We start from the raw sequence: 18842 nt of genomic DNA on the forward strand, positions 1-18842 counted from the left end.
GTATAACTCATTGAGTTGTAATAATTATAGTTCACAAAAGTAGACAGGAGTAAAAAAGTCGATGGATTACAGCAGCACACAACCCGCGACACCTAATCAATCATCTCTAAAAAACTTATTACCATGGGTTGTGTGGGGATTAGGTTGTCTTTTTTATTTTTATGAGTGCTTGCTGCAAGTATCCCCAAGTGTCATGAGCAATGAGTTAATGCGAGATTTCGCTGTAACCAGTCAAACTTTGGGTATTTTATCAGGTATTTACTTCTATTCTTATGCGGCCATGCAATTACCCGGTGGTGTTTTAATGGACTATTTCGGCCCTCAACGGCTCTTAACAATCGCAACGGCTATTTGTGCGCTTAGTACTATTGCCTTCGGTTTAACCAGTAGTTTTTTTATGGCTTGTGTTGCCCGATTGATGATTGGTTTTGGTTCAGCTTTCGCGGCTGTCGGCTCAATGAAGTTGGCTGCCAACTGGTTCCCTGCACAGCGTTTCGCACTATTAACCGGAATGATGGTAACCATTGGTATGCTTGGCGCCATTGGTGGGGAAGCCCCATTAGCTCGATTAATAGACAATTATGGCTGGCGGCAAAGTATGATTATTATGGGCTCAGTTGGCCTCATCCTGGCAGTCCTAATTCTCTTAATCGCTAAAGACTCGCCCAATAAAACACCGCAAACTCATCATATCGAAGAGGAACCTTTATTTCCAAGCCTGGTAACAATCATAAAAAACCGTCAATTGTGGTTAGTCGCAATTTACGGTGGCTTAATGTACATGGCTACACCAGTTTTTTGCGGTTTATGGGGTGTGCCTTTCTTAATGTTTAAAATGAATCTTGCAAAAGCAACTGCAGCCAATTACATTTCTCTAGTTTTTGTAGGCTGGGCTATAGCAAGCCCTTTATGGGGACTATTCTCAAATCGTATAGGACGAAGAAAACCTCCCATGTATATAGGTTCTGTGGGCGCATTAGTAACAAGTTTAATCTTTATTTATGCCAATATTGGACCTTTGCTCATGCAATTTTTATTATTCAGTTTCGGCATCTTTTCAGCGGGTTTTCTCCCCGCCTTTGCCGTTGCAAAAGAGCTTTGTAGTAAACGCTATGTTGCAACTGGGTTAAGTTTCATGAACATGATGAATATGGTCGGCATTGCTTTGGCACAACCCATAATAGGCTTTATTCTGGATAGGATGTGGCAAGGCGAAATTGTCGATAAAGTTCGTGTTTATCCGTTAGAGGCTTATCATGTTGCACTGGCTTTATTACCTGCTGGTATGTTTATTTCTTTACTAATTCTTCCGCGAGTTAAAGAAACATTCTGCCAATCTGTACAAGATAAATAAATAAGTTTAAAAAGTAGATTAGACTATGGCAAAAAAACTGTATATTAAAACTAATGGCTGCCAGATGAATGAATATGATTCATCTAAAATGGCAGAAGTACTTCTTCAATCCCACGGTTTGGAAAAAACCGATATCGTTGAAGAAGCTGACGTGATCTTGTTGAATACCTGTTCCATTCGCGAAAAGGCGCAGGAGAAAGTATTCTCCCAATTGGGCCAATGGCGAGATTATAAACAGAAAAATCCCCATGTTGTTATTGGAGTCGGTGGCTGTGTTGCAAGCCAGGAAGGGGCTGATATTATTAAACGTGCCCCTTTCGTCGATTTAGTATTTGGTCCCCAAACATTACATCGCTTGCCTACTCTGCTCAATGAACGCTTGAATACTAAGAAACCTGTGGTCGATATCAGTTTTCCTGAAATTGAAAAATTCGATCACTTGCCAGCACCTCGTGCAGAAGGTCCGGTTGCTTTTGTTTCTATTATGGAAGGTTGCAGCAAATATTGTAGCTATTGTGTAGTTCCTTACACGCGTGGAGAAGAGATTAGTCGACCTTTTGATGATGTTTTGGCGGAGTGTTATCAGCTCGCAGCACAAGGTGTCCGTGAGATTAATCTTCTAGGACAAAATGTGAATGATTATCGTGGTCGGATGGAAAATGGAGATATTGCTGATTTAGCCTTATTGATCCATTATCTTGCGGCTATCGACGGTATTGGTCGAATCCGTTTTACAACGTCTCATCCTCTTGCCTTCTCCGATAATTTGATTAATGCTTATGCAGAAGTTCCTGAACTCGCTAATCATTTGCATCTACCGGTGCAAGCAGGCTCAGATAAAATTCTCAGCATGATGAAGCGCGGTTATACGGCAATGGAATTCAAATCAAAAATCCGTAAACTTCGTAAAGTGCGTCCTGACATTCGTTTATCTACTGATATTATTGTCGGTTTTCCTGGTGAGACCGATGAAGACTTCAAAGCAACGATGGATTTGGTTCATGAGATAGGTTTTGATACTTCTTTCAGCTTCATTTATAGCCCACGTCCTGGTACACCGGCTGCAAACCTGGCTGATGAAACTCCAATGGAAGTAAAAAAACAACGATTGCAGATTCTACAAAATCGATTGCTTCTACAAGCATCACACTACAGCCAATCGATGGTAGGTAGTATTCAACGAATTTTGGTCACCGGCAATTCGAAAAAGAATGCCCAGCAATTGGCAGGTCGGACTGAATGTAATCGGGTTGTTAATTTTGATGGTCCACCCTCGCTAATTGGTCAATTTGTTAATGTTCATATCAATGAAGCGTTACCTAATTCGTTACGAGGCAGAATAACTGATGAGTCAGTCTCTGCATGAGTGAAGTGATTTGTCAGCACTTCGTTGTTCCTCGTGAATATCATGGACAACGCATTGATATCGTTTTGGCTCAGTTGTTTCCTGACTATTCCCGCTCTCAGTTGAGTAATTGGTTGAAGCAAGGAGCTATCACGCTTAATCAACGTAGTTGCAAACCCAAAGATAAGGTTATGGATGGCGATGAAATAGATATGCAGGTGGATTTGGCTGACCATGTCAGCCAACTTGTCTCCTTGCCTGAAGAAATCCCCCTTAATATTGTTTACGAAGATGACTATTTATTAGTCATCAATAAACCTGCAGGTTTAGTCGTTCACCCTGGTGCTGGAAATCGGGAACATACACTAGTGAATGCACTGTTACATCATTCACCTCAGCTGACCAATCTGCCGCGCGCTGGAATAGTTCATCGTCTAGATAAAGACACCACCGGTTTACTGGTTGTTGCTAAAACCCTTTCAGCCCATACCAGTCTTATTCGACAAATGCAGGCTCGCGAAATACATCGGTGCTATATCACCCTGGTACAGGGATATTTAGTTTCGGGGGGAGAAATCGATACTTTTTTCGGCCGGCATCCTAAGAATCGATTAAAAATGGCAGTTTGTGCCCAAGGCCGCGAAGCGATTACCTTATATTCCATCCGAAAACACTATGCAGATTACACCTTATTGAATGTCCAACTAATGACAGGCCGCACACATCAAATTCGAGTGCACATGGCTTATATCAATCATCCCGTTGTAGGCGATCCGCTTTATGGTGGCAGAATGCGCTTCCCAGCTCAAGCGAGTGAAGAATTAAGAGAACAATTAAAACAATTTCAACGACAAGCCTTGCATGCCTCAAGTTTGTCGCTTATTCATCCGGAAAACGACGAGGAGTTGACATTTGAGGCCCCTTTACCGGATGATTTTCAACAACTTTTGCAAGCATTGGATACTCATTTTGACTAGACTTTATGCTAACTGGCCTGCACCAACCAATATAACCGCATTTACCACCCTGCGCGGCCAGGGTTTTAGTAAACCACCTTATGATCAAAATAATCTAGCGTTACATGTCGGCGATAACAGTGATGATGTGATTTTAAATCGTCAACAATTAAGAGACAGTGCGCAACCCATTAATGAACCTGCGTGGCTTGAGCAAATTCACAGTACCCTCTGTGTGACTGTAGAAGAAGAAACTAACCGCAAAGCAGACGCAGCCACTACACGCTTACCACTTCAACCTTTAGCAATTTTAACCGCAGATTGCTTGCCTATTTTGCTTTGTAATATGGAGGGCAATGAGGTTGCTGCAGTACATGCGGGTTGGAGAGGTCTGGTTAGTGGCATTGTAGAAAATACGATTCGTAAAATGCATAGTCCCGCCTCTCAGTTGATGGCATGGATTGGACCCGCGATTTGTCAATCGTGCTTTGAAGTAGGCAATGATGTTTTTCAAGCCTATCAAGAAAACTATCCGTTCTCCTCACAAAACTTCCTCCGTAAAGGCGATAAATGGCATGCAAATTTGGCCAAACTTGCTGAGCAAATATTAAACAATTCTGGTGTTTTGGCGGTTTATCAATCAAATGTTTGTACATTTGAGCAAAAAAATGACTTATATTCCTATCGCCGAGAGCCACAAACAGGTAGAATGGCAACACTTATTTGGTTTAATAAATAAAATCGGAATAAATAATATGACTAGGAAAATTCGCTTCGCGATAATAATTTTACTTACCCTTTTTTCTTTTAACGTGCCAGCTGAAGAAGCAAAGCCTTTGGCGACCTGGGCTCCTATCTTAAAAAATGCCATGCCCGCTATCGTCAATGTGGCTGTGCAAGGTTATTTGCCTAATGTCCCTAATACCGAAGAAGGGGAAGAGGGGCAAGAAGGTGGGCAAACGCCACAACAGCTCCCTGAGAAGCCAAGAAAATTCCAAAGTATTGGTTCAGGCGTTATCGTTGATCCACAAAATGGAGTCATCATCACGAATGATCACGTGATTCGCAATGCCTCTTTAATCACTGTCACTTTAAATGATGGCCGCCGTTTAAAAGCTAAATTGATTGGCGGCGACAGTGATACTGATATTGCTGTCCTTAAAATTGATGCTAAAAACTTAAAAAGCTTACCTATTGGTGACTCTGACAAAGCAGAGGTTGGTGATTTTGTTGTTGCTATTGGCAACCCTTTTGGACTAAACAGCTTTGGAAATAGTCAAACTGCTACCTATGGAATTATTAGTGCTACCAAGCGAAGCGATTTAAATATCGAAGGTTTAGAGAACTTTATTCAAACTGATGCAGCGATTAATCCAGGTAACTCAGGCGGTGCATTAGTGAACACCAAAGGTGAGTTAATAGGCATTAACACAGCGATTATTTCTCCTTATGGCGGTGGTAACGTTGGTATTGGATTTGCCATTCCTATCAATATGGCGAAAGATGTTGCTCAGCAATTGATTAAGTTTGGTACTATTCATCGAGGATTAATGGGTGTTTTTGTTCAACATCTTACCCCTGAACTAGCACAGGCTATGGGATACCCTGAAGATTTCCAAGGCGCGATTATTGCTCAGGTGAATCAAGACTCCCCAGCTGAGAAAGCTGGCCTAAAACCAGGTGACATCATTACTAAAATTAATGACACCAAAATTACTCAGGCTACTCAGGTTAAATCAACGATTGGCTTGTTACGTGTTGGCAGCGAAGCAAAACTTACTATTCAACGTGATGGTAAGGAAATGACCTTAAGTGCTGTGGTTACTGATATCAAAAAGCATGAGCAAAAACTGCAAGCCAGCAACCCTTACCTCTATGGATTAGCTCTGAAGAACTTTGAACAAGATTCTCCATTACACGGCCATATAGTTGGTGTTCAAGTTGCAGGTGCTTCTGAGAACAGTGCTGGCTGGCGTGCAGGTTTAAGACCTGGTGATATTATTATTTCTGCAAACAAGCAACCAACTCAGAGTGTTAGAGCGTTGCAAACCATTGCTCAAGCACAAAATAAACAATTGTTGGTTCAAGTTCTGCGTGGTCCAGGTGCTCTTTATCTACTGATTGTCTAGTTTTGTCTGTCATTGCGAACATAACTTATGTTCGCAATGACAATACCTTTCTATCCAAAAAGATATCTAATCCCACCTAAATCTCCCACTTATTTTTTAATCTTTACCAAAAAAAAACATTATTCTTAGAAATGTCTCAAGGTGTAATTTTTTGCCTCAAACACCCTTTTTCGGTTGTTCTTATGCAAGATTTTAAAATATTAACTTTTTAGTATTGACATCAAACGACTAAAGAGACAAAATCACGGCCTCTTGTGGCTATGTAGCTCAGCCGGTTAGAGCGCGGCACTCATAATGCTGAGGTCGGTGGTTCGAGTCCACCCATAGCCACCATCCACAAGCAAAATTCCCGAATTAATTAACCTTAATTGTCCCAAAACTCTATTGTATCCCTCCAAATTTAGATATGATGATACCATCAATTATTTTCTGGTTGTTTGATGCGAAAAATTGCGGTTGCTACACTGATTTTATTTTGTTTAACAGTCACTTGCGCTACAGAAGTCAATATCAAGTCGATTACTATTGATGGTCAACCGGCTTATATGCTTCATGTGGGAGGCTTCGCACATCAAAATAACGCACTGCAACTTAAATTCAAATTATCCTCTACGATTAAACAACCGATAGCTATAGAACAAACCACCAACCAAAATAATTATGCTGTGCAAATTGGTCCCATACATGATTATGCATTAGCTTTGGAATTACAAAAAAAATTAAACGACGAAACACGCTACAAACCTGTTCCACCCTTAGGAAATAATTTTGCTGCTGCTACCAAGCCATCCGTTGTAGCTACACCTGTTACTGTGGTTAGTGATAGTAATGACGACGACAAAGAGTCAAATACTCCCGCTAAAAAACTCTGGAACTTGCGAAATGCAGACATTCGCGCCGTTATTGCAGAAGTATCGAGAGTAACGGGGAAGAACTTTATTATTGACCCTCGTGTTCAAGGCAAAATATCTATCGTTTCAAGCACAGCAATTTCTGACAAAGAACTCTATCAAGTATTTTTGTCCATGTTACAAATTTCAGGGTATGCAGCCATTCCCAGCGGTGATGTCATTAAAATTATTCCTAATATTGACGCTAAAACACAATCACCGTATGGATTGAGTCAATTAAGAAATCCACCCCAGGGCGATGAAATGATGGTAGCTGTTGTACCTGTTCATTACGTCCCCTCTGAACAACTGGTCCCTGTTTTACGACCTTTGATGCCCCAATGGAGTAGTGTTTCTGCTTATGCACCCTCAAATATGCTTATTTTATCTGGTCGTGCCAGTAATATTAAACAAATGGTTAGAATTATTAGACAAGTTGATAGCTCCTCATCCAATGGCATTGATATGATTCCTCTAAGACATGCTCTGGCAATGGATGTCGCCAATACTTTAAAAGATCTGGTAAAAACACAGCCTGGACTGGGTAGTCATGTGCAGACAATGATTGCAGCAGATGACCGCAGTAATGCCATCTTATTGAGCGGAAGCAAAACAGAAAGAATTCGCTTGCGATTATTAATTGCCAAATTAGATCGCCAAAGTGCTTATGGCACCGATAGCAACACTCAAGTTGTTTATCTAAATTATTTACGGGCTGAAGATTTAGTTCCTATCTTGGCTGGTATTGCCCAAGCCAATTTTAGTGGTAATGTGGGTACTACCATAGGCACAATAACTCGTCCTGAGTTGGATAGTACAAATCCTGCATCTAATCTTGTCAGCAATTCATCCAGTGGGAATCAAAGTCCAGCACAAACCACACCACCTGCAATTACAAATCCTGCAGCCACGCCAAATACTACTGGAGCTGCGACGCAAACTGAAGGAACTACCAAACCTACGGTACAAATTATTGCAGAACCTAACACTAACTCAATTATCCTAAATGCGCCGGTTAGTTTAATCCGCACATTAAAATCAGTAATTCGCCAACTGGATATTAAACCTGCTCAGTTATTGATTGAGGCTTTAGTCGCAGAGATCGACGAGAATGATCTAAATAGCCTCGGCATTGAATGGGGAAGCGATCAACAAACTGGAAAACCAAGTGATTTTCGTCCTGGGTTTGCCATTATCAATTCGCAAACTAGAATTGATGATTTCCAGGCACAAATTTATGCCCTGGCACGAGATCGTAAAGCCAATATTTTATCCACACCTTCTGTCGTAGTCCTGGATAATAGACAAGCTAAAATTCTTGTCGGTAGACAGTTATCAGTGGCATCAACTAGCTATCCTAATAATGCTGGTGGTACAACAACTGCAAGTCCGTTTACTACGTTTGATCGTGTCAATGTTGCGCTGCACTTGTATGTAAGACCCCAAATTACTCGTGGTAACGGCATTCAACTGCAGATTGATCAAGGAAATGACACGATTGATCCATCCAGTACGCTGAATACTGATAATCCAATTTTTAAAATTTCAAGCATTGTAACATCCGTTCACGTAGAAAGCGGTGATATTGTTGTACTAGGTGGTTTAACCCAAGACAGTGTTGGTAATGATGATAACCGCATTCCCATCATCGGTGATTTGCCAGGAGTCGGACGTCTATTCCAACATAATATTCAAAGCCGCGAAAAGCGTGTTTTAATGGTATTCATAAAACCCTGTATACTAAGAAGTCGGAGTGACGCTTTATATGTTACTAATGGCAAATATACAGATGTTCGCCAAGAGCAATTGGAATTTTTACGAGAGCAGCCTTATAACCCTGAAAATGATGATGTATTGCTGCCATCAATGAATCAATCAGCATTGCCAAGACCGTTTAGTCAATCTACGCAGCAAACTGTTATACTTAGAAAACAACCCCAACAACGCATCATAATGACTAAATAATCGGTATGGAAAATCAGGAAAAACTAAGACGCCTTCCCTACACTTTCGCAAAATCCCAAGGGGTTATTGCTGGAACACAAGAAAATGGTACTACCATTATTTATCATCTAGCCAATCCCTCCTTGACTGTTTTAGCCGAGGTTAAGCGTTTGCTTCAATGCGACATTAAACTTGCTGAAGTCAATGAATCTGAATTTCAACAACATCTAGCGCATATCTATCAATCACAATCTTCTGTGTTAGATGCCGCAGAAGTGATGGAAGAGGATATGGATTTGTCATTGCTTGCTGATCAATTGCCAGTCAGTGAAGATTTGCTGGACAATCAGGATGACGCCCCTATTATTCGTTTACTGAATGCCTTATTCACGCAAGCAATTAAACAAAAGGCCTCAGATATTCATATTGAAACTTATGAAAACCGCGTGTTAGTTCGCAATCGAATTGATGGTGTTTTAAATGAGGTTTTAGAAATTCAACGTGCTATAGCGCCCTTAGTAATTTCCCGCGTCAAAGTGATGGCAAAGTTGGATATTGCGGAAAAGCGTATTCCTCAGGACGGGCGAATTGCTTTGCGAATAGGTGGTCATAATATTGACGTGCGCGTATCCACGCTACCATCTAATCATGGCGAACGCATTGTATTGCGTATTTTAGACAAGCAAGCAGCTCAGTTAGATTTGAGTCTTTTAGGGATGCCCAAATCTACACTCAATGCAATGCGAACAATGATTGCTGAACCCCATGGTATTATTTTGGTAACAGGCCCCACTGGTTCTGGTAAAACCACCTCGCTTTATGCCATGTTGACTGAGCTTAATGAAGTTAGTCGCAACATCCTCACAATTGAAGATCCAATTGAATACGACTTACCTGGCGTTGGCCAAACCCAAGTTAATACTAAAGTTCAAATGACTTTCGCCAAAGGACTTAGGGCCATTTTGCGGCAAGATCCAGATGTAGTAATGATTGGGGAAATTCGGGATTTGGAAACAGCAGAAATTGCCGTACAAGCCAGCTTAACGGGACATTTAGTACTTTCTACTTTACATACGAATAGTGCTCTTGGTGCTATAACGCGTTTACATGATATGGGCGTAGAATCCTTTCTGTTAGCATCTAGTATTGTGGGATTAATTGCGCAACGACTTGTACGCAAATTATGTCCTCATTGTAAAATTACGCATCATTTGCGAGAAGACGAACAAGAGCTCATGCGAATTCCTGCAGATACCGATATTTCGAAAGTTTGTGAACCAAAAGGATGTGAACAATGCAACCATACTGGCTATCGAGGCCGTACTGGAATTTATGAATTAATTTCTATAGATGAAACATTGCGCGGCATGATTCATCGTAATGAAAATTTGCAAATTATCGATAATTACCTGCGACCCAATGTGCCTACCATACGGGATGATGGTTTTAAACGTGTCTTAGCAGGAGATACTTCTTTGGCAGAAATTTTGCGGGTAACCAGTCAACACTAGAGGAATTAAGGTTGGCCAGCATAATCGCGAGTTTTATTTTCATTGTAATATTGAAAAATGTCTTTTTTCTCTAATTCCTCTTTCGCCTGAGAATCATCTAATAATTTATCAATAGAACGTGTTGTTACCGCCAGATGCATATTGAGTTCATCAAAGTAATTATTTATCTCCTCTGAAGAACTACCCGACGAATCAATCATCGAGTCACAATGATAAACGATGGCCTTGGCAATATGATGATTTTCTAGTTCAAATCCAAGACGAGTAGTAATGATTTCTATAAATATCTCAGGCGAGGCCAGAGTCAGGTTACACAGAAAATAAGGATTTTTTAGCAAGTGCTCAGCTAATTTGGTCATAAACTCATTTTTGCTAATCTCAGTAAGCATGACAGCAACCTGTTGCGAAGGTTCAAGCGTATTGAACTCAAGTCCACAGCGCAAAGAAATCCAGGAAATAAAGTCATTTCTTGATTGTGCCAACGACGTATGAAATTGAAAATAGGGATATCCCCTGCTCTTTGGTCCAGGCGCATCCCAAATAATCGATGAACCATTTACTTGCGCTAAAGCATCCATCTTTAATTTAACCATATACCCGTCAACGTAATTTTCGATAACAGGAAGCGCTAATTTTATGGCCGCAGTCAACTCTCGCAGCGAGAGAGACGGTCCATTTTTATAGTTTTCCAATGCTTCTTTAAGTTTTTGTACAGAGGGATGAATATAATTTCCCGTCTTTTTCGTCGTTTGTAATTCAAACATGTAAGCTAAAGATTCCTCTAGTGCTTCTAATGGATCTTTCATTACATTTCCCTTTTCTGCCTCCTATTTTTAAAGTTAGTTCAAAAATTTCCATTTACCAAATTTGTTGTGCCTCTTTTTCTTTATGTATTCTCATTCCCTATTGGTAATAATATAACCTTGACGTTATTATTATTTTTCTTTGTCAAGGTTATAAACTTTTAGTAACTTGAACCTGGAGTACTAGTACCAGAATTGCCACTCGAATCCGTATCGGTGTTAGTTGGTGTTCCTACACCCGTGTCAGTATTATCTGGAGTAGTACTTGTCCCAATCCCTGAATCGGTTGTACCAGGAGTAGTCGTACTATCAGTACCAGGGGTAGTATCTGTGGCACTTGGTTCAGTTGGAATGGTAGTATCTGTACCTGGAGGAGTAGTATCAGTACTTGGATTGGCAGGGTTCAGAGTTGGTGTAGTAGTATCCGTATTTGGAGTAGTACTGTCTGTTCCAGGCGCGATTGTATCTGTACTGGTTCCCGTCGTTGTCGTATCTGTTGTTGTATCCGTTGGCATTCCTGTTGTAGTAGCTTTGTCTATTGTGCTTGAGTCGTCATCTACAGAAGTTGATCCCGTAGCAGTACTAATATTATCATCGGATGTAGAGTCGGTGGGACTGGTTACATCACTACTCGCCAAGTTAACAATTGCTACCTCATCAGTTTGATTCATGCTTGAATTTCGCTGTTGAGAGTCCGGATTGAGGGAGTTTACATTAGCATTTGCAAACATCGCTATTCCAAACGTTGCTAATAGAATGGAAAATAATTTCTTCATGACGCTCTCCTTCGCATTTATTGTTTACTTAAATGCCTAAATTCATTAATTTACAATCCCAGTATAGATGAGCTGCTAAATTTTAAAGGTAAAATTGATAAATTTTTTTTCAATTCATTATTTAGGAAAGAAGACGGTATTTATTAAACCCGGAGTAACTTTGGGTCTTGGCGGCCTTATCCTAAATCCCTTTAGTAGGCATAATCCTTTAAAAAAACAAGGCCCTACTTATAAAAATAGACCATTTTCTGAAATTGCGCCAATCTGGACTGTTTTGGAAAGTTCTAAGAGCACTCACTTTTTGACTATGGGTAATATTACCCATAGCTACTCAGCACACCGAAATGTATAATTTATATGCATATTGGCTATCATATTGAGCTATCATGCAAACAGAACAGATTTTATCCCTTAAAGCGTTTTTTAAGCAAAAAGCCGATTTCTTAACTCTTGATGATGCTCCTCCTCATGACTATTCGAGTCTTAAAACTAAAATTATTAGTAATGAATTTCAAGATGAGTTTGTCTATTTACATAATCTATTAGAGAACGATCCTGAGAATTTTGAAAAAAAATTTATTGATCGATGTAAACTTCGAGCTCAACATAATTCGGGAACCTGCCTAAGTTTTTTTGCATCCCCTGACAATGAATGTAACCAACTCTATTGGCAAATCGCGGAATATTTATTCCAGCCTAAAACAATGAGTGAAATGTTTAAAATATTACTTGCGGATGATGCCGTCTTTATCACCCCTGACTTCTATTTAGATATACCTAAAATCGCAAGTCCGGAGGAAATAATAGAAGCGTCTAAAAATCCAGCGCTTCGCCTCATTGAGACTCCTTTATCTTTACTAAACGAATTCCCCGATGAAGAGCCCTCTGACGATGGAGTTCTGAAACTAGAACGACTCAAACAATTTACAATGGTCGATAACTATCTAGTTGATGTGAACAGTATTGCTGAATTTAGATTTGTTCATCATCAAACTTTACTAAAAACATTGCAAACAGAAAAACCAGCGTTAGCAGAAAAGCTCTATCATCATAATGATGCATTACAAATTCTCTATAAGAATTTGCTAATCGTTAACAATCAAGGTCAAACTCCCTATGAAGCCATTAAACGGTTAACCCAGGAGTTAATTTCGGGAGGGTCGCGACTTACCGGGCAGGAGAATGCGAGCATTGCAGCTCAAGTAGCCTATACCGAATTTCTTTCCTATCTCCACTCTTTACCCCAGTCGTTGAAAAATCAGTTGATGGTTTTACAAACGAGTAAAGGTAAACCTTTTAGCAGCATTTTAAATCATTTAGATAATGGAAATTGTGTTGAACAAGCATCCGATGATTTAAATAGCATTTTAGAAAATCCCGTTAATAAATCTGTCCTAAAGACCAGACCAAATCTTACCCAAGAACAAATTGACACGATAATAAATCAATATGATAAAAAAATATTGCTAACTACAGGTAATGATTCCGTCCAGACTTTCCCAGATGAATATTTAACCAAACATTTAACTCGTATCCAGATTAATGATGTAGCAGACTACTATAGTTTTTTAATTAATTTTCCTCCAAATTATTACGATTCTTTATTGAAGCACGCACAAATTATCTGCAAACCATCTTTACCCGAAGAACTTTTGGAAACACTTGTAGCAGGTATTCTTAGTGAGACTCAACTCTTAGCTTTCAATGAAGCAGTTAAACACAATGCTAAAAAATTAGGCCTTGCAACAGGACTGGAGTACGCTTTATCTTTTAAAGATTATAATTTATTCAATTCTATTCTCTCATTTTTCACACAAGAAGAATTCTTTGAGCTTCATCAATCGAATAAAGCCTTATTTCTAAAAATTTTGGATGAATCACCAACAAGGACCATTATTTTATCTCGATGGCCAGATGCTGAAAAACCCTTAAGCAACCTCGAAATGCGTTATTTACTTGAAGAGGCAGCATTTCATGGTTCAGAACTAGAAGCGCTTCTCGACTCTATTCTACTAGAAGATCGTTTAGAAATTATTACGACTAAGAACAGTCGTGGGGAAACGCTTTTGCATTCTGTAAGTAATCCGCGAGCCCGTCGAATTATTCTTAACAGACTTCCTGCAAATGAAAGAGTGACAGCCATACTTACGCAAGATACAAAGGGCAATAATCCTTTGTCTAGTCTTCGCATTGATAACGCAATAGAAATTTTGAAACTATTACCTCAAGAAGAACGTTTAAACATTATCGAGGCAAGTAAGCTTCTACCCACAAAAACTATTTTTTCCACAATATCAATTTTGAAAATTTTACCAGCTCAAGATTCTCTTACTCTTGTAAATAGACATAATCTTTTATCCGGACGCGATGCCACTAACCTAGTGTCAATTTTGGAAACCATACCGGCAATAACTCGATCAGATATTATAAAGAAAAATAATCTTTTATTTAACCAAAACATTACTACCGTAGTAGAAATTTTAGAAACACTTCCTTCACAAGACCGCTTAGAGGCTGTAGTCAGTAAAAACAAATACGGTTTCAGTGTCTTCGATCAAACGCTTCAGAATAAAGGCCTAAAGTTAATCCTGGAAGTATTACCTGTGCAAGACAGATGGTCAGCAATAACCTGCTCTAACAATATATCCAATTGTTTTGATTATCCTGAAGTATTATTTCGTCTACTCCCGTATTTACCTGAAGAACAACGCTTGAACGCCGTCACGTGTATAAATAATAAAGGCTTATCTTTACTTGACTCTCTGTGTGCTGAATATTTGGAAGATCTTTTGAAACTTCTCCCTGAAAATGATCGATTTTCTGTCATCCAATACAGAAGCAAGGGTAGTGATTATCCCATTCTTTCTCTATTTAAAAACCCCCATGCACTTAAAGTGGTTTTATCATTATTACCGAGTGAGCGACGAGCAGAAGCACTTTGTCTTAATGGAACTCTTAATTATCGTGTAATCGATATGATAGAACGCGATAATCTGGTTATTGTTTTAGATACATTACCTTGGGAAAAACGTTTAGAAGTATTACAATCCAAGAATCAACATGGAAAATTTCCCCTTAGCAAAATCGATTCTCGTCTTTTACTCCCCCTTCAGAAAATATTATCCAAGGATGATTGGATAAAAATGGTTAATGAGGGCAATGGGGAAGCTAATAGTTTGTATTGGATGGTGAAAGAATATCTAAAAACTAACCAGCAAACAAATGCATTTACTGCAATCGAAATGATTTTAAAAACATTACCCAAAGATAATGTGACTTCACTTTTAACTGCGGAAACTCTATTTGGCAATAGCGTTTTACACTTGGTTGCAACTGTTCCTCCATTATTATCATACATTCTAGACTCTATCTCCCCTGAAAAAGAACTTAGTTTTATTCAAAGTAATATTACCCAAAATCCAAGTGTCATGGATTTGCTGCTTACCAATAGCGAATCATTACTAATGATTTTGGCAAAGCTCCCTGAAATGCCTTCTTTCCCAAGCAAAGATGAAGTATATTTACCAATTATTGCAGTTTATCAACAGATTGATTTATTAAAGAACCATGGTTGCAAACTAGCTTATCAAAGCACTTATAACGATATCGATAGAACCGAAGGTAAGAAAGCCGTTCAACTTGCTGAACAGCTTGCAGATCTAATGGCCAAGTTTGTGCACGCTAAAAATAGCTCTGACTCTAATCAGCTTACATCAATCAGAAATCAGTTTGCATGTGCTCTAGAAGCAGGTCACCGCGAAATGAAAACCCATCGCTACATTTGGGAACCTATTCTCGCCAATATTGCCATTGCAGCAACTGGTATTGGACTTCTTCTTATCATTGGAAAATATTTAATCACAGGAAGCACTTTTTTTGCTGCGACCAATCGACAAAAAATGGTGGTATCAATTGAGGAAAAATTTAACTCTCTTCCTATCGCTGAGTTAAATAGGAGATGATTGCCTCGCTGCGTTCACAAGACAGGGAGATTTGATATAAGGGTGCCGAGAGAGCTAAACAGTAGAACTGGATCCCGCGGACAAGCCGCGGGACGTAGGTATTTAGTTGCCGATAGCTTATAGCTGAATGATATCGCTCTTATTCAGCCTTTTTACGCCAGGTGGTCCCGTTGGGGCCATCTTCCAATTCGATGCCTTGATTGGCAAGTGAGATACGAATTTCATCAGCTCTTGACCAATTTCGCGCGGCTCTCGCTTCAAGTCTTTCTTGAATCAGCTGATCAATTGTATTTTTTTCCAGCTCACTAAGTCCTGCTTGTAAAAATGCATCAGGAGAATTTTGTAACAACCCAAGAAGCGATGCCAAATGTTTTAATGTACTGGCCAGCTTAGCAGAATTTGTTTTATTAACTTCATGGCTTAATTGAAACAAGACTGATAAAGCGACTGGTGTATTAAAATCATCATCCATTGCCTGATTAAATTGTTTGAGCCAAAGCTCATCAATTTCCAAATTCACATCAGAAACATCTTTTATAGACTGATACAATCTCATTAGTGCTTTACCAGCATTTAATAAATTTTCTTCTGAGTAGTTAAGAGTACTACGATAATGACTACTCAATAAGAAATAACGAATCACTTCTGGATGATATTTCTGCAGTACATCCTGGATAGTAAAAAAATTACCTACCGATTTTGCCATTTTCTCATTATCGACCTGTAACATGCCGACATGAAGCCAATAATTGGCAAAAGTCTTTCCACTGGCTGCTTCACTTTGAGCAATCTCATTCTCATGATGAGGGAATTGCAGATCGGAACCACCACCATGAATATCAAAATGTTCACCTAATTCATGCATTGCCATAGCGGAACATTCAATATGCCATCCTGGGCGTCCTTTACCCCAAGGCGAAGACCAACTGGGCTCTCCTGCTTTGGCTTTTTTCCATAGCACAAAATCCAAAGGTGAGCGTTTTTCTTTGACCACCTCCACTCGAGCACCCGCCATTAATCCTTCCAAATCTTTATGCGATAATTTACCGTAGTCTTTAAAACTTTCTACTTGATAACACACATCACCATTTTCACTGACATAAGCATGACCGTTATCAATAAGCCGTTTTATTAGCTTTATAATCGATTCAATATGGACTGTTGCTCTAGGCTCAATATCTGGGGATAAAATATTTAAAGCCCTCGTATCATCGTGCATAGCCTGGATGTATTGCGAGGTTAATTCATCAATAGAAATTCCACGCTCATTCGCTCGGGCGATAATCTTATCATCAATATCTGTAATATTTCGGACATAAGTGACTTCATAATCCAGAGAACGCAAGTAACGGACGATGACATCAAAACAAACCATGGAACGAGCGTGTCCAAGATGACAACGATCATAGACTGTTATTCCACATACATACATACCAATTTTGCCTGGATTTAGTGGCTTAAATGGTTCTTTGGTTCGTGTTAATGAATTATAAAGATGTAACATCACTGCCCCTTAACTTATTTTTCCCCAGGTATCTTTAAGACCTACCACACGATGAAAACTGGTCACTTTTTCTTTTTCAACCTGATTCACACAATAGTAACCTAAGCGCTCAAATTGAAAGACTTCATTGAGTCGCTGCGTTGCCAAAGAGGGTTCACAGAGGGCTTGTTTTATTTCTAAAGAGTCTTTGTTTAAAAATTGTAAAAAATCCTCTTCACGTGCAGGATTAGAATCAGTAAACAAGCGATCATATTGCATGATTGTTACAGGGTGTGCTTCTTTACATGAAACCCAGTGAATAACTCCTTTTACCTTTCTATCCGTAGGATTTTTTCCTAAAGTATTTTCATCATAGGTACAACGCAATTCAGTAACTTCACCGTCTGCATTACGCATCACCTCTGTGCAACGAATCACATAAGCATGTCTTAGACGAACTTCAGCTCCTGGTGCCAACCGAAAATAATCTTTCGGTGGATTTTCCATAAAATCACTGCGTTCAATATAAATTTCACGACTAAATGGTAAAATACGCGTGGGCGATTCTGGATCCTGAGGATTAAATTTACCCTCTAAGTGTTCAATGTGTTCCGTCGGATAGTTTTCAATGACAACTTTTAATGGTTCAAGTACACAAAGTGCTCGTTTTGCTGTCTTATTTAATTCATTACGTACGCATTCTTCAAGAATTGACATATCAATAACAGAATCACTGCGAGAAATTCCTATGATTTCACAAAACTGCTTAATTGCCGCTGATGGGTAACCGCGTTTACGCATACCACGTAAGGTAGGTAGTCTGGGATCATCCCAACCAGAAACAATGTTTTTCTCAACCAAATCTCTTAATTTTCGTTTTGAAGTCACCGTATGTGACAAATTCAGACGAGCAAATTCAGTTTGTACAGGTTTTGCAGGCACTGGCAAGTTATCAATAAACCAATCATACAAAGGACGGTGATCCTGGAACTCCAAAGTACATAAAGAGTGTGTTACTTTTTCTAAGGCGTCAGAGATAGGATGTGCATAATCGTACATGGGATAAATGCACCACTGATCACCTGTACGTTGATGTGAGGCATGTCGAATACGATAAAGAACTGGGTCTCGCATATTCACATTACCTGACTGCATATCAATTTTTGCGCGAAGAACATGTTCTCCATCGGCAAATTTTCCTGCTTTCATTTGCTCAAATAGTTGCAAATTTTCTTCGATTGAGCGATTGCGATAAGGACTTTCGCGACCAGGCTCTAGAAGTGTTCCCCGATGCGCACGAATCTCTTCTATGCTTAAACTATCGACATAAGCTTTGCCATGCTTAATTAAATAAACAGCATAATCATAAAGCTCTTGATAATAATCAGACGAATGCGTCAACGCATTCCAGTCAAAACCAAGCCATTTAACATCATCAATAATAGCATCAACGAATTCCTGCTCTTCTTTGATAGGGTTCGTATCATCAAAACGCAGATTACATTTACCCTTAAATTCTTCTGCCAAGCCAAAATTAAGACAGATTGATTTAGCATGTCCGATGTGCAAATAACCATTGGGTTCTGGGGGAAAACGGGTAATAACCTCTTGATGTTTACCGCTTGCTAATTCTTCAGTGATTAATTGTCTGATGAAATGGGTTCTTTTTTCACTAACGTCTGTCATATC

General features: G+C 39.4%; 12 protein-coding genes and 1 tRNA gene. 9 read left to right on the forward strand and 4 right to left on the reverse strand.

From position 1 onward, the window contains the following. Positions 1-61: 61 nt before the first annotated feature. From LHA_RS08835 to lspE, 8 genes are all read left to right on the forward strand, one after another. Positions 62-1354 (forward strand): MFS transporter, encoded by a 1293-nt coding sequence (locus tag LHA_RS08835; RefSeq protein ID WP_045106221.1) that lies wholly within the window; start codon positions 62-64, stop codon positions 1352-1354. A 25-nt stretch (positions 1355-1379) separates the two neighbouring features. After that, the gene (gene miaB, locus LHA_RS08840) at positions 1380-2720 is read left to right on the forward strand and encodes a tRNA (N6-isopentenyl adenosine(37)-C2)-methylthiotransferase MiaB (RefSeq protein ID WP_045106222.1); all 1341 of its coding nucleotides are present in this window, start codon (positions 1380-1382) and stop codon (positions 2718-2720) included. Next, positions 2717-3676 (forward strand): 23S rRNA pseudouridine(1911/1915/1917) synthase RluD, encoded by a 960-nt coding sequence (gene rluD, locus LHA_RS08845; RefSeq protein ID WP_045106223.1) that lies wholly within the window; start codon positions 2717-2719, stop codon positions 3674-3676. Before miaB ends, rluD begins: the two co-directional genes overlap by 4 nt. After that, a complete protein-coding gene (gene pgeF, locus LHA_RS08850) occupies positions 3669-4394 on the forward strand; it encodes a peptidoglycan editing factor PgeF (RefSeq protein ID WP_172480802.1) in 726 nt (241 codons plus the stop codon). Before rluD ends, pgeF begins: the two co-directional genes overlap by 8 nt. 16 nt (positions 4395-4410) lie before the next feature. Continuing rightward, positions 4411-5784 carry a Do family serine endopeptidase gene (locus LHA_RS08855; RefSeq protein ID WP_045106225.1) on the forward strand — a complete coding sequence of 458 codons (1374 nt, stop codon included), beginning with the start codon at positions 4411-4413 and terminating at the stop codon, positions 5782-5784. Positions 5785-6040: 256 nt separating this feature from the next. Beyond that, positions 6041-6117: transfer RNA gene (locus tag LHA_RS08860), tRNA-Met, on the forward strand. Positions 6118-6224: 107 nt separating this feature from the next. Continuing rightward, positions 6225-8639, forward strand: a complete 2415-nt coding sequence (gene lspD, locus LHA_RS08865; RefSeq protein WP_045106226.1) for a GspD family T2SS secretin variant LspD — start codon at positions 6225-6227, stop codon at positions 8637-8639. A 5-nt stretch (positions 8640-8644) separates the two neighbouring features. Next, positions 8645-10129 carry a GspE family T2SS ATPase variant LspE gene (gene lspE, locus LHA_RS08870; RefSeq protein WP_045106227.1) on the forward strand — a complete coding sequence of 495 codons (1485 nt, stop codon included), beginning with the start codon at positions 8645-8647 and terminating at the stop codon, positions 10127-10129. Between the two features lie 5 nt (positions 10130-10134). Here the strand turns inward: lspE and LHA_RS08875 are convergent, their stop codons facing one another. Together LHA_RS08875 and LHA_RS16060 are read right to left on the reverse strand one after the other, a co-directional pair. Continuing rightward, positions 10135-10935 carry a hypothetical protein gene (locus LHA_RS08875; RefSeq protein WP_045106228.1) on the reverse strand — a complete coding sequence of 267 codons (801 nt, stop codon included), beginning with the start codon at positions 10933-10935 and terminating at the stop codon, positions 10135-10137. Positions 10936-11093: 158 nt separating this feature from the next. Continuing rightward, positions 11094-11708 (reverse strand): hypothetical protein, encoded by a 615-nt coding sequence (locus LHA_RS16060; RefSeq protein WP_052673653.1) that lies wholly within the window; start codon positions 11706-11708, stop codon positions 11094-11096. Positions 11709-12094: 386 nt separating this feature from the next. Between LHA_RS16060 and LHA_RS08885 the strand changes: the two genes are divergently transcribed. Beyond that, positions 12095-15670: a hypothetical protein gene (locus LHA_RS08885; protein WP_045106229.1), complete on the forward strand. Its 3576-nt coding sequence runs from the start codon at positions 12095-12097 to the stop codon at positions 15668-15670. A gap of 139 nt (positions 15671-15809) precedes the next feature. On the opposite strand, the gene cysS is transcribed toward LHA_RS08885, so the two are convergent. Together cysS and LHA_RS08895 are read right to left on the reverse strand one after the other, a co-directional pair. Then, on the reverse strand, positions 15810-17174 hold the full coding sequence (gene cysS, locus LHA_RS08890) for a cysteine--tRNA ligase (RefSeq protein WP_045106230.1): 1365 nt from the start codon (positions 17172-17174) through the stop codon (positions 15810-15812). Positions 17175-17183: 9 nt separating this feature from the next. Further along, complete coding sequence (locus LHA_RS08895) at positions 17184-18839, reverse strand: glutamine--tRNA ligase/YqeY domain fusion protein (RefSeq protein WP_045106231.1); 1656 nt, start codon at positions 18837-18839, stop codon at positions 17184-17186. Between the last annotated feature and the right edge of the window lie 3 nt (positions 18840-18842).

Source organism: Legionella hackeliae (genome assembly GCF_000953655.1).
GTDB lineage: Bacteria > Pseudomonadota > Gammaproteobacteria > Legionellales > Legionellaceae > Tatlockia > Tatlockia hackeliae.

Coding starts and splice junctions, on each gene's coding strand:
- LHA_RS08835 (WP_045106221.1), top strand. CDS start 62: ATGGATTACAGCAGCACACAACCCGCGACACCTAATCAATCATCTCTA.
- LHA_RS08895 (WP_045106231.1), bottom strand. CDS start 18,839: ATGACAGACGTTAGTGAAAAAAGAACCCATTTCATCAGACAATTAATC.
- LHA_RS16060 (WP_052673653.1), bottom strand. CDS start 11,708: ATGAAGAAATTATTTTCCATTCTATTAGCAACGTTTGGAATAGCGATG.
- LHA_RS08855 (WP_045106225.1), top strand. CDS start 4,411: ATGACTAGGAAAATTCGCTTCGCGATAATAATTTTACTTACCCTTTTT.
- lspD (WP_045106226.1), top strand. CDS start 6,225: ATGCGAAAAATTGCGGTTGCTACACTGATTTTATTTTGTTTAACAGTC.
- rluD (WP_045106223.1), top strand. CDS start 2,717: ATGAGTGAAGTGATTTGTCAGCACTTCGTTGTTCCTCGTGAATATCAT.
- lspE (WP_045106227.1), top strand. CDS start 8,645: ATGGAAAATCAGGAAAAACTAAGACGCCTTCCCTACACTTTCGCAAAA.
- LHA_RS08885 (WP_045106229.1), top strand. CDS start 12,095: ATGCAAACAGAACAGATTTTATCCCTTAAAGCGTTTTTTAAGCAAAAA.
- cysS (WP_045106230.1), bottom strand. CDS start 17,174: ATGTTACATCTTTATAATTCATTAACACGAACCAAAGAACCATTTAAG.
- miaB (WP_045106222.1), top strand. CDS start 1,380: ATGGCAAAAAAACTGTATATTAAAACTAATGGCTGCCAGATGAATGAA.
- LHA_RS08875 (WP_045106228.1), bottom strand. CDS start 10,935: ATGAAAGATCCATTAGAAGCACTAGAGGAATCTTTAGCTTACATGTTT.